The sequence below is a fragment of the Allorhizobium borbori genome (assembly GCF_014196535.1).
GTDB classification, from domain to species: Bacteria; Pseudomonadota; Alphaproteobacteria; order Rhizobiales; family Rhizobiaceae; genus Ectorhizobium; species Ectorhizobium borbori.
Map to the genome: position 1 here is coordinate 1 of NZ_JACIDU010000002.1, position 11,997 is coordinate 11,997.

Below are 11,997 nucleotides of genomic sequence, written 5' to 3' on the forward strand. Positions count from 1 at the left end.
CATTTCACGATCCGTCCCCCATCGCCGGAGAAGGATGGCCGTCCTCTCCGGCGCTTCTTTATCTCATGAAGAAGCACGGAAATCATAAGACAAGCATTTCCAGCCGAAGCATGCTCGCTTTAGCGTCGAACAATTCAGCAAAAACAAAATGATAGGGAATTTTTGGTGGTCATGTAATCACCGGAGATGCTCTAGCTCGAACGGATGGCCCTGGGCACGATGCCGAAGCGTTTGCGGAACGCATCGGAAAAATGCGACGGCGTCTTGAACCCGCAGTCCAGCGCGATCTGCGAGATGGAACGATCCGTCGTCTGCAAAAGCGTCAGCCCCTTTTCCAGCCGCGTATTGTGCAGGATGCGGGAAAAGCCGTTTCCCGATGATGCCAGCCAGCGCCTGAGCGTCGCCTCGCTCATGGCAAAGTGGCGCGCCACATCGGAGACCCGCCACGCATGGCCCAAATCCGTCTCGATCAGGCTGCGCACCTGGCTGAGCGGCTGCTCCTCTTCGCGGGTTTGCAGACGGATGCCATGATGCCGGAGCCAGACCAGCGGCTCCAGCAACCGGTGGCGGCGAATGGGCGGCGCAAGCGTGCCGTCGTCAAGCGTCGCCTTGATGAGGCCGAGAACATCAAGCGGCCGGTGGGATGCCGCTCTCAGGATCTGAATGCCCAGCGGTCCCTGCCCCGGTCGCTGGTCGGCAAACACCGCATCGATCATGTCGTGGCTGAAACACACGCCATCGGCCCGGTAGCAGGCATTCAGCACTGGCCGGTTCTCCAGCGTCACCATAGAGCCCGGCGGAAAGACGATGAGGTCGCCCTCCTCGCCGATCAACTCGCCCCGCACCGGACAAACCACCCGCTTCGTTCCCGCCTGCACGAAAACCAGCAGCGTCAGCCCGATATAGAGATCCGAAAAGGTCGCCGCCGTCGCCTGGGTAATGGGAAGCACAGACACCTCGCCCTGCGGTTGGACAGGGGCAAGCGGCGGATGGGCAGGCATAGGCATATGCAGCATGGGTTTCGAACCTCGGCGCGGTCAGGTGCACGAAAAGACTATCGAAGCCCTTATGGAAAAAGCAAATCCTTCCATCATATTTGATCGTTTTTCGACAGTCTTTGATTGACACCCGGAAGCGGCGGGCGCGGCGGGCCGCTATTTTCGCGGCGTGATCCACACCTGATCGAAAGGAAAACCATCATGTTCCGGATATCGCTGCTTGCCAGCCTCCTCCTTGCCGCCACCGTCTCCGCACCGGCACGGGCCGAAGATTTCCGCCTGTCCAGCACGGCCATGGCGGAAGGCGCGCAACTCAAGCCGGCGCAGGTCTTTGCCGGGTTCGGCTGCACCGGCCAGAACCAGTCGCCGCAGCTTTCCTGGTCGGGTGCGCCCGCCGGCACGAAAAGCTTCGCAATCACCGCCTACGATCCGGATGCGCCGACCGGTTCCGGCTGGTGGCACTGGAACGTCGTGAACATTCCGGCCACGGTGCAGGAAATCAAGCCCGGCGCCAGCACCACCGGCGCCATGCCCGCCGGTGCGCTTGAAATCAACAATGACTACGGTGTCGCGGGCTTTGGCGGCGCCTGCCCGCCTCCGGGTGAAGTGCACCGCTATATCTTCACCGTCCATGCGCTGGGTGTGGACAAGCTGGACCTGCCCGCAAACGCCAGCAATGCGCTCGCCGGCTTCATGATCGGCGCAAATACGTTGGGCACGGCGAAAATCACCGCCGTCTACAATCGCTGAGATCAAGAGAAAAGGCAGTCGGCCTTCCGGGTCGACTGCCTTGTTTCAGCGCTTCTTCCGCTTGTTTTCGAACGGGTTCGCCGATGCACGGTAATGGATACGGATCGGCACGCCCGGCATTTCGAAATCGGCGCGCAAGCCGTTAATGAGATAGCGCGTATAGGATTCCGGCAGTGCTTCGGGCCGGGTGCAGGAAATCATGAAAGCCGGCGGGCGGGCCTTCACCTGCGTCATGTATTTCAGCTTGAGGCGGCGGCCCGATACGGCCGGCGGCGGATGCTGCACCTGCTGCGATTCCAGCCAGCGGTTGAGCCGCGAGGTGGAGATGCGCTTGTTCCACACCTTGTCGGTGTCAATGATGTTCTGCATCAGCTTTTCGAGGCCGTAACCGGTCTGACCGGAAATCGGCACGGCGCGGATGCCGCGCGCCTGCGGCAGAAGCCGTTCGGTCTTTTCACGCAGATCGGCCAGAACCGCCTGCGGGTCTTCCACCAGATCCCACTTGTTGAAGGCCAGCACCGCCGCACGGCCCTCGCGGATCACCAGATCGACGATCTGGATATCCTGCTTTTCAAAGGGAATGGTGGCATCGAACACGATCACCACGGTTTCGGCAAAACGGATGGCGCGCAGCGTATCGGCCACCGAAAGCTTTTCCAGCTTCTCGATCACCCGTGCCTTGCGGCGCATGCCGGCGGTGTCGAACATCTTGATGGTGCGGCCACGCCAGTCCCACTCCACGGAAATGGAATCGCGCGTGATGCCGGCTTCCGGGCCGGTCAGCAGGCGGTCTTCACCGAGGAAACGGTTGATGAGCGTGGACTTGCCGGCATTCGGACGCCCGACGATGGCGACGCGCAAAGGCTTCGTCTCGTCATAGACCGGCTCTTCGTCCTCGTCTTCATTCTCGGACCTCGGCAGAACCACATCGGTTTCCGCCTCATCATCCTCGTCCGGGAAAGCGACTTCCTCACCGATCACCTCGACAATGGCGTCACGCAGATCGATCATGCCCTGGCCGTGTTCGGCGGAGATCGGCACGGGATCGCCGAGGCCGAGCGTGAAGGCATCGTAGAAGCCGCCGTCGGAACCGCGCGCTTCCGACTTGTTGGCGACCAGCACCACCGGCTTGCCGCGACGGCGCAGCATTTCGCCGAGCGTCTTGTCGACCGGCGTCAGGCCCATCTTGGCATCGACAACGAAGAGCGTGAGATCGGCGTCATCAATGGCCGCTTCGGTCTGGGCGCGCATACGGCCTTCCAGCGTTTCCGGTCCCGATTCCTCAAGACCGGCCGTATCGATGATGGTGAACCGCAGGTCGATGAGCTTGGCCTCGCCCGGACGACGGTCACGCGTCACGCCCGGCGTGTCATCGACAAGCGCCAGCTTCTTGCCAACCAGACGGTTGAAGAGCGTGGATTTTCCGACATTGGGACGCCCGACGATGGCGACGGTAAAACTCATGATGGTTCCCTGGGCTATGCCCTGATTACGGCGCCTTGCCCGACGCGTTGATGAGGCCGAGCATCATCCGCGCGCGGTTGGCCACATTGTTCGGGGCCTGCGCATCGGTGGTGGTCTGCTCGAACCAGTCCTTGGCTTTCACCATATCGCCGGCCTTGTAGGCGGAAAGGCCCAGCACTTCGCGGGCCGAATGGCGCAGCGCGTTGGTCGGAACGGCGATCTGTTCAACTTCCGCCGAAACCTGGTCATAGGTCCCGGTATCCACCAGAAGATAGGCGGCGCGCAAGCGGGCCGTATCGCGCACCACTTCCGGCACCGACGTATCCTTGCCGATCTCGGTGAAGGCGGCAATCGCGGCGGCGGCATCGCCCTTTTCGGCGTGGAGCGTGGCCGCGCGCATGCGGGCGAGCACCGGATAGGCCCCCGAACCATCGACCTCCAGCGCCTTGAGCGCAGCATCCGCTTCAGCGGTCTTGCCTTCGCGGACCAGCGTCAGGGCCGCGAGGAACTGGTCGCCGGAGGCAGAGGCTTGACGTTCGCTCCACCATTCGTAACCGCCCCACAGAGCTGTGGCAATGACAGCGGCGGCGGCCCCGCCCATCAGCAACCGGCCATAGCGCGCCCAGGCATTGCGAAACTGCTCCGAACGCAGTTCCTCATTCACCTCGCGGATAAAGCTGTCGTGTTCATTGGCCATCAAAGTCTCCGTCGCGGCAGCACCGCGCAATCTCTCGATAATCGGGGCCTTCTACCCGATTTTGCTGCACTTGTAAGCGGCCTTTAGAGCATTTCCCGCAAAAGTGTGAAACGGCTTTGCGTTCAGGAATACGGGAGGCCGCCTGCGATCGCCTCAGAAAACCAGCGGGGGAACGCCGATCAGCCACTCGTGCAGCCCGAGGATCATCGCGGCCCACAGCGCAAGGCCAACAATGATGGAAATGACGTCGTAACGGGCAGAAACGAACACCGGATAGGTTACTTCGCCGCGTGCCACGGCCCGCTTCAGCGCAATGCGCAACACCACGCCCCAGGCAAGGAATGTCGCAAACAGCAGGATCGAGGAAAGCTCGCCATTGGCGATGAGATGCGCAAGCGCCCAGATCTTGACGGCCAGTACCAGCGGGAACTTCGTCTTGGTCTTGATCGTACCCGCCGGCAAGGCCGAGGCAACGAGACAGATCATGGCCGGGATCATGAGAAGCAATGCGATGTGGCGCGTGAAGATCGGCGGATACCACAGGACCGGCGTCTCGGAGCGCGCTTCGCCGAAGCCATAGACCAGAAGCACAAGCGCCACGAGGCTGACAACGGAATGGATCACCCTCCAGCCCTTGTCGCCGAAACGTTCGATCAACGCCAGCCGCCCGGCCGGAGAGACGATGCGGATCGAATGAAAGCCAATGAACAGGGCAAGGCCGATGACGAGCAGGGTCATGAGAAAACCTGAATTTAACGGAAGGGAAACCATGCTTTACCCCGAGCGGCGGCGAATTACCAGCGCGGCCATGCCTTCGCCCCATTTCCAGCCAATCTCTCGACCGATGATAAAGATCGCTGCCACCCTTTCCCGCGCTCTTGCGGGCCTTTCGCTTGGCCTTGCCCTGCCCGCCGCCGTCGCCGAGGCTGGGCCGAAGCCGAAACAGCTCGTGCTCGTCTCCTTCGATGGAGCGGGTCCGAGCAGCATGTGGGCGTGGAGCCGCGATCTCGCCCGCGAAAGCGGCGCACATTTCACCTATTTCCTTTCCTGCACCATGGTTCTCGACCGCGAAACCGGCAGGACCTACAAGGGGCCGGGCAAGAAGGCCGGCGCCTCCAACATCGGCTTTGCCCCCGACAAGGCAGAGGTCGCCGCAAGGCTCGACCACATCTGGAAGGCGCAGCAGGAAGGCAGCGAGATCGGCAGCCACACCTGCGGCCACTTCGATGGAGGCAAGTGGACGGCCGCCGAATGGAAGGCCGAACTCGTGGCGTTCCGCTCCGTGGTGGAAAACGCCTGGAAGACGGCGGGAGCCGCAGGGCGCGAACCCGAGGGCTGGCGTGATTTCGCCCGCACCGGCATTCGCGGCTTTCGCGCGCCCTATCTTTCGGAAAGCCCCGCGCTTTTGCCGACGTTGAAGGCCGAAGGCTTCACCTTCGATGCCAGCGGCGTGACCAAGGGGCCGCAAATGCCGGAAGATCGCGACGGCCTCGTCCGTTTCGGCCTGCCGCTCATTCCCGAGGGGCCCAAGGCCAGGCCCGTCATCGCCATGGACTACAATCTCTTCGCCCGCCATTCCGGCGCGAAAGACAATCTGGCGGATGCGGCCATCTTCGAGCAACGCAGCTACGCCGCTTTCCGCACTGCCTTCGACCGCGAATATGACGGCAACCGTACGCCCTTCCAGCTCGGCTTTCACTTTACCGAAATGAACGGCGGCGCCTACTGGCGTGCGCTTGCCCGCTTCACCCGCGAAGTCTGCAGGATGGAAGACGTTTCCTGTGTCACCTACAGCGAGGCGATCCGCCTCATCGATGACCGGAAGAAACAGGCCACAACCAGCGCCGGATTGTGACAGTCAGGCGTCCGGCTCCGGCGGAACGTCCTCCACCGGCTTCGCGCGGAAATCGCCCTCGATCTGGGTGCGGATCATCTCGTAGGACACCGCCGTGTTCGAAATGGTGCGGTAGAAATTGATCAGTTCGTCCCAGGGGTCGGCGATCTTGTTGAGGCCGGACATGAAGACGACCAGCGTGCCCACCTGCGTCTGCCCCTGAATGACGAAGTAGCCACCGACGATCAGCACGATGATGACGCCGAACGCATCGAGGAAATTGCCGAGGGCCGTCAACGCATATTTGCGCAGATAGATGGCCATGCGCAGCTTGTAGATGCGGTCGATGATGCTCAGGCCGCTTTCTCGCCCGCCCATGCCATCCGCCGCCAGTCGCCCCAGTGAACGCACATTGAGAATGCGCAGCCGCGCCAGCCGGTTGATGAAGAACTGCATCATGGGCACCAGCAACGCCTGCGGCATGTAGATGACAACGGCAAGAACGGCGATGGCGGGTTCCACCCACAGAAGGTAACCGGTGACGTAAAGAATGGTGCCGCCCGTCAGCATCGGCAGGCCGAAGGCATCGCCGCCGAAGGCGCTGACATCCTCCGTTTCCGCCGCCAGCAGCGAAACCACCGTGCCGGCATTGAAGGCGGTGCTGGCCACCTGCCGCGACGGCCCGAGCTTCGAAACGCGCTCCACGATCCGCAGGCGAATATCCCGCGCAATCACTTCCACAGACTGGCCCTTGAGCATGTTGAGCGCATATTTCATGCCGCCCTGCACGCAGATGACCAGAAAATAGCCGATGCCCAGCTCGATCAGCAGCCTCACATCATGGCTTTCCACCGCCTTGTTGGTGATCTGTCGCTGAAGCTCCAGCGGCACCATCATCAACGGGGCCAGCACCATGGTCAGAACGCAGATCGCGATCTGCTGCCGGCGGCTCTGCGCCCAGATATAGCGATAGAGACCGGGACCGAGATGCGATGTTTTGAGCGAATGGTCGTTCATGGAAACCCTTGGATCGACAGCCCTGCATCCGCACGGACGCAAAAGGGCGGCCCGATGGCCGCCCTTTCCGGCTGTTTACTGGTCCGCGTCGGAAATACCCATGCGCTGCAGATAGCGCTGGTCGATATCCGGCAGCGGCTCGTCATAGATGGCAGCCTCGAAGGCGGCCAGACGCTTGTGGATCGACAGCAGCTCGATGATCGTCGTCCACGAACTGACGAGATACTGGAAACTGTCGCTCACCTGCCCGAAGGCGGTAGCGATCTGCTGCCAGATGCCCATGGTGATGCGGCCGGCAACGATGGTCGGGATCAGGACAGCCGTCAGGATGATCGCGTCCAACTGGCCGTAAGTGTAGCGGGCAACGTTGAAATACAGGTAATGCCAGTACATGCGGAAATAGTTCTTGCGCACATTGGCGAACAGTTCGCGCATGGTCGGCGGCTGGGCGCGGTCGGCATGGTCTTCGCCATAGACCAGTTCCTTGCGGAACGCAGCCTCGACGCGCTGGTTGCGAAACTGCAGACCCGGCAGCTTCATGCCGACAACGGCCAGAAGCGTGGTGCCGAACACCGACCAGGCCAGAGCCAGCCAGAACAGCGAATGCGGTATGGACCCGACCAGCGGAAGCTCAGTGATGTGGGTGGACATCTGGAACAGCAGCGGCAGAAACACGACCAGCGTCATTACCGAGTTGATGAGTACGACGCCGAGGCCCTCGACGATGGACGCAAAGCGCATCGTATCTTCCTGAATACGCTGCGAGGCGCCCTCAATGTGGCGCAGCTTGGCCCATTCCGAAAGATAGAAGTCGTTCATCGCTGTGCGCCAGCGGAAAACGTAGTGGCTGGTGAAGAAGGCGGTCACGACATTCATCGCCACGCCAACAAGGCCGATTTCGAGAAAGCGCAACTGCAATTCGTAGAACTGCCCGGTCGTGATGCCCGGCTGCTTTTCCAACGCACGCTGGAAAAGATCGAAGAACGGGCCGCGCCAATTGTTGATGGCGACGGAAACCTGCACCGAGAAATAGGCGATGAAGATGATGAAGGCCGAGCCCCAGATCGACCAGTTGGACCAGGGGTGATTCCGGTCCGCCAGTTTCCAGCCACCGCCGAAAACAAGAACGAAGATGGTGAAGTAAAGATAGAACCAGAGGTTATCAGGCGCAATGAAATAGGCGAGCCCGATGGGCGCCTTCTCATCCGGCCCGAGCGGCGGCATCCCCAAAGCCGCCCCCATCTCGGGGCCGACCGTGTACCAGACGGCTATACAGACGATCGTCCAGAGGATTGCCGTCGTGAAAAACAGTTTCGGGCGAGGAAAAAACGAATGAAACACGGGGTCGGAAACCTTGCTTGCTGCTTCGGGGCCAATTCGCCCCGACCTGTTGGCGCGAAACTATGGCAGAAGCGTGTGCGCCGCAATGGCACGGCGCCAAGCTTACCGATTTGTCATTCGCAAGCCGCCGCTCAATCGCGCCCGGCGATGACCGGAATGAGCAGAAGCGCACCGACAACCAGAACGCCGGCGGCAATCATGCTTGGCATGAGATAGCTGCCCGAGATATTCGCGGCCCAGCCGCCCACCATGGGCCCGGCGATCTGGCCGATGCCGAAGATCGCCGTCATCACGCCCATGGCCCGGCGCGGGCTTTCCGGCGCAAAGGCCCGGCCCGTGGCCAGCCCGCAGGAGGTGATGACCATGAAGGTGCCGCCCAGCAGCACGCCGCCGACGATCACCGCATATTGCGGCGGCAGAAGCACGCTCGAGAGCGTTCCCGCCGCCAGAAGCACCATGCAGATGGCGAGCACCACATCCGCGCCGCGCCGCTTGACCAGCGGTTGCCAGACGAAGAGCGAGGCAAAGCAGGCAATGCCGGTGGCGAACCAGCAGGCGAACTCCACCCACGCGCCCGACCCTGCCGCCCGCGCAATGGCGACGAGGAAGGTGGCGCTGACGATGTAGCCGAAGCCGAAGCAGCAATAGGCAATGGCCGCGATGACGAAAAGCGGCCGCCAGCGCAGCACCGGTTCCGCCGCCTTGCGGGCGCCGGCCTGCGGCTTCGGCAACACGGCTGCGGCGAGAAGGACGATGGCGAGCGCGAACAGCGATCCCGTCAGCCAGCTTGCCCGCCAGCCTTCCGCGCTGCCGCCGGCGGCAGTCGAAACCGTCATCACCACCAGCGAGGACAGTGAAATGCCGATGCCGACCCCGCCGAACATGGCGGAGGGAACCGCAGTGCTGCCCCGGCTTGCGGCGAATTCCAGCACCAGCGCGGACGTAAAAATCAACCCGAAGGCGCTCGAAAGCCCGGCGAGAAAACGAATGACGATGAATGGGGCAAGCGAATGCGGCAGCGCCATCAAAGCCATCAGCACGGCAGTCGCCAGAAGCCCGGTCAGCGCCGCCTGCCGCTCGCGCCCGGCCGCCCAGCTTTGCGACGAGGCCAGCGCGCCGACGAGATAACCGGCGAAATTCGCCGCCGCGATCAGCCCGGCATCGGCCGGCGAAAGGCCGAGTTCGGCCATCATGCCCGGCAGAACCGGCGTATAGAAGAAGCGGCCCAATCCCTGGCTGGAGGCAAGCGCCAGCGCACCGGTGAAGCCGACAAGGAAGAGCGAGGAAGAACAGGCGGACGTTGTTTTCATGCCGCCGTTCTGCCATCGCCCTTGCCGGAAAACAAATCAGGAATACTGATGGCAGCGATGAATGGCGCTTGAGGCGAAGACGGAAAGAATTGCCCCTGCCCTCAATCCGGCAGCGTCAGCACGATCGGGCCGTTCTTCGTCACGACGATCGTGTGTTCGAACTGCACGGTCGGGGCTTTCGGCGTCGAATAAAGCGTCCAGTCGTCGTCCTCGGTATCGCTGTCTTCGGCCCATTGCCCGCCGAGCGAGAGGAAGGGTTCGATGGTGAAGACGAGACCATCGGTCATGATCCGGTCTTCGTCGGGGTCCGCCCAGGTGGAAAGTTCCGCCGGCTCCTCATGCAGCGAACGGCCGATGCCGTGGCTCGCGAGATTGGCGATGAGCGTATACTTGTTTTTCGCCGCAAACGCGCCGATGGCCTGACCGATGCTGGCGAGCGGCTTGTCGGCCTTCACCTCGCCGATACCGAGCCAGCAGGCGCGCTTGCCGTCGCGCAGCAGGCGGGTAATCTTCGGCGTCGTCTTGCCGACGGCAAAGGACGCGCCGGTATCGGAAAAGAAACCGTCCTTCTCGGCGGAAACGTCGAGATTGACCAGATCGCCGGCGCGGATCACCCGGTCGCCCGGAATGCCATGCGCCACTTCCTCATTGACGGAAATGCAGGTCGCGCCCGGAAACTGGTAGCACAGTTCAGGGGCCGAGCGTGCACCGGCGGCCTCCAGCACCTTGCGGCCGATCTCGTCCAGTTCACGGGTGGTGATGCCGGGACGAAGCGCCTCGCTCATGGACTGGAGGGCGCGCGCGCAAATGCGACCGATCTCGCGCATCTTGTCGAACTCGTCCTGACTGCTGATGATCATCCGCTGCACTCCCGCCGTAATTTCACGCGGCGGGTTTCGCTCCGCTTGCGCTTCCCGTCAATTCCTTTCTGACGAGCGGCGCGACTTTCGTGCCGTAAAGTTCGATGCCGCGCAGGATCGCGTCATGCGGCATGAGGCCGATGGCCATCTGCAACAGGAACCGGGTGTTGCCAAACAGGCGATGCGCGGCGACGATCTTTTCCGCAACCTCCTCCGGCGAACCGACGAAGAGATTGCCACGCGGCCCCATGGCCCGGTCGAACTGGCCGCGACTGCCCGGCGGCCAGCCGCGCTCGCGCCCCAGCCGGTCCATCACCGCCTGCTGCGGGCCATAAAACGTATCCGCTGCCTGCTGGCGCGTCACATCGATGAAGCCGTGCACGTTGATCGAGGTCTGAAGCTTCGCCTCATCCTGCCCCGCCGCCCGCGCCGCCTCGCGGTAGAGATTGAAGAGCGGTGCAAAGCGCGGATATTCGCCACCGATGATGGCAAGCGCCACCGGCAGGCCGAGCGACCCCGCCCGTGCCACCGATTGCGGCGTGCCACCCACCGCGATCCACAGCGGCAGCTTCTCCTGCAACGGACGCGGATAGACGCCCCGCCCGTTGATCGTCGCGGTATGCTCGCCCTTCCAGGTCAGCGTTTCAGCCTCGTTCAGCTTCATCAGCATCCCGAGTTTTTCGGAAAAGAGGTCGTCATAATCCTCGAGGTTGTAGCCAAAGAGTGGGAAGGATTCGATGAAGGACCCCCGCCCGGCCATAATTTCCGCCCGCCCGCCGGAGAGGAGATCGACGGTGGAAAACTGCTGGAACAGCCGCACCGGGTCATCCGAACTGATCACGGAGACGGCACTCGTCAGCCGGATGTTCTTCGTCTTCACCGCCGCCGCCGCCAGCACGGTGGAAGGCGAGGAAACCGCGTAATCCGGGCGGTGGTGCTCGCCGACGCCGAAGACGTCGAGCCCGACCTGATCGGCCAGTTCGATCTCTTCCAGCAGGTTCTTCAACCGCCGCGCCCCTTCCGGCCCGTGCGCTGCCGTGGGATCGACATCCGCAAAGGTATAAAGACCGAGTTCCATCGCCGCGCACTCCTCAATAGCCATTCATTGTTCAGCCTTAGATTAAGGTGTCGGCCGGCATCTGCAAAGCGCGTGCGTGTTGACGGTGCGTCTTCGCCGGGCACGCCATGCGCACACTGAAGCCACGGGTTTCCCGGCTTGCGGGCGGGGCTGAACGCCCCTATCCTCGCAGGAGCGACAGGGGGGTGGGCTTGCGATGGGTGACGAGAGACAATTGCATGAGGCGGCATGTCACTGCGGCACCGTCCGGTTCCGGGTTCGCCTTGCCGACGAATTCAAGACGATACGCCGTTGTACATGCTCCTATTGCCGCATGCGCGGGGCCATTGCCGTTTCGGCAGCGCTTTCCGATGTGGAGTTCGTGGCGGGTGAGGACAACCTGACGCTCTACCAGTTCAATACCAGAACCGCCCGGCATTACTTTTGCAAGACCTGCGGGATTTATACGCACCATCAGCGCCGCTCGAACCCCTCGCTTTTCGGGATCAATGTCGCCTGCATCGAAGGCATCAGCCCGTTCGATTTTCCGGAAGTCACGGTCATGGATGGCGTTTCCCATCCCTCGGACACCGGCTCGACTTCACGCATTGCCGGCACACTCCGGTTCGAGCCCTCGACCTGATCCCTGCGCATGGGCAATGGCGGTCA

12 protein-coding genes are annotated in these 11,997 nt (G+C 62.4%); 3 read left to right on the forward strand and 9 right to left on the reverse strand.

Annotated features, from left to right (window positions below):
* Positions 1 to 191: 191 nt before the first annotated feature.
* Positions 192 to 956, reverse strand: coding sequence for a helix-turn-helix transcriptional regulator (locus tag GGQ66_RS02055; protein WP_370686269.1), 765 nt, complete (start codon positions 954 to 956; stop codon positions 192 to 194).
* A gap of 243 nt (positions 957 to 1,199) precedes the next feature.
* Between GGQ66_RS02055 and GGQ66_RS02060 the strand changes: the two genes are divergently transcribed.
* On the forward strand, positions 1,200 to 1,748 hold the full coding sequence (locus tag GGQ66_RS02060; RefSeq protein ID WP_183788902.1) for a YbhB/YbcL family Raf kinase inhibitor-like protein: 549 nt from the start codon (positions 1,200 to 1,202) through the stop codon (positions 1,746 to 1,748).
* 45 nt (positions 1,749 to 1,793) lie between these two features.
* Here GGQ66_RS02060 and der read toward each other — a convergent pair whose 3' ends face one another.
* The 3 genes from der to GGQ66_RS02075 all read right to left on the reverse strand — a co-directional run bounded on the left by der (position 1,794) and on the right by GGQ66_RS02075 (position 4,647).
* On the reverse strand, positions 1,794 to 3,212 hold the full coding sequence (der, locus tag GGQ66_RS02065) for a ribosome biogenesis GTPase Der (protein ID WP_183788905.1): 1,419 nt from the start codon (positions 3,210 to 3,212) through the stop codon (positions 1,794 to 1,796).
* A gap of 25 nt (positions 3,213 to 3,237) precedes the next feature.
* Positions 3,238 to 3,909, reverse strand: coding sequence for a tetratricopeptide repeat protein (locus GGQ66_RS02070; protein WP_183788907.1), 672 nt, complete (start codon positions 3,907 to 3,909; stop codon positions 3,238 to 3,240).
* A 153-nt stretch (positions 3,910 to 4,062) separates the two neighbouring features.
* Positions 4,063 to 4,647: an NnrU family protein gene (locus tag GGQ66_RS02075; protein WP_183788909.1), complete on the reverse strand. Its 585-nt coding sequence runs from the start codon at positions 4,645 to 4,647 to the stop codon at positions 4,063 to 4,065.
* Between the two features lie 106 nt (positions 4,648 to 4,753).
* On the opposite strand from GGQ66_RS02075, the gene GGQ66_RS02080 reads away from it, so the two are divergent.
* Positions 4,754 to 5,764 carry a polysaccharide deacetylase family protein gene (locus tag GGQ66_RS02080; protein ID WP_183789621.1) on the forward strand — a complete coding sequence of 337 codons (1,011 nt, stop codon included), beginning with the start codon at positions 4,754 to 4,756 and terminating at the stop codon, positions 5,762 to 5,764.
* Between the two features lie 3 nt (positions 5,765 to 5,767).
* Here GGQ66_RS02080 and GGQ66_RS02085 read toward each other — a convergent pair whose 3' ends face one another.
* From GGQ66_RS02085 to GGQ66_RS02105, 5 genes are all read right to left on the reverse strand, one after another.
* Positions 5,768 to 6,760 (reverse strand): ABC transporter ATP-binding protein, encoded by a 993-nt coding sequence (locus tag GGQ66_RS02085; RefSeq protein WP_183788911.1) that lies wholly within the window; start codon positions 6,758 to 6,760, stop codon positions 5,768 to 5,770.
* A 75-nt stretch (positions 6,761 to 6,835) separates the two neighbouring features.
* On the reverse strand, positions 6,836 to 8,101 hold the full coding sequence (gene sbmA, locus GGQ66_RS02090; RefSeq protein ID WP_183788913.1) for a peptide antibiotic transporter SbmA: 1,266 nt from the start codon (positions 8,099 to 8,101) through the stop codon (positions 6,836 to 6,838).
* Positions 8,102 to 8,232: 131 nt separating this feature from the next.
* Positions 8,233 to 9,411 (reverse strand): YbfB/YjiJ family MFS transporter, encoded by a 1,179-nt coding sequence (locus tag GGQ66_RS02095; RefSeq protein ID WP_183788915.1) that lies wholly within the window; start codon positions 9,409 to 9,411, stop codon positions 8,233 to 8,235.
* A 101-nt stretch (positions 9,412 to 9,512) separates the two neighbouring features.
* Positions 9,513 to 10,271, reverse strand: a complete 759-nt coding sequence (gene map / locus GGQ66_RS02100; protein WP_183788917.1) for a type I methionyl aminopeptidase — start codon at positions 10,269 to 10,271, stop codon at positions 9,513 to 9,515.
* A 22-nt stretch (positions 10,272 to 10,293) separates the two neighbouring features.
* Entirely contained in the window at positions 10,294 to 11,349 is a 1,056-nt protein-coding gene (locus tag GGQ66_RS02105) for an LLM class flavin-dependent oxidoreductase (RefSeq protein WP_183788919.1), read from the reverse strand.
* Between the two features lie 196 nt (positions 11,350 to 11,545).
* Here GGQ66_RS02105 and GGQ66_RS02110 point away from each other — a divergent pair, with 196 nt between their 5' ends.
* Positions 11,546 to 11,971 (forward strand): GFA family protein, encoded by a 426-nt coding sequence (locus tag GGQ66_RS02110; protein ID WP_183788921.1) that lies wholly within the window; start codon positions 11,546 to 11,548, stop codon positions 11,969 to 11,971.
* Positions 11,972 to 11,997: the final 26 nt, after the last annotated feature.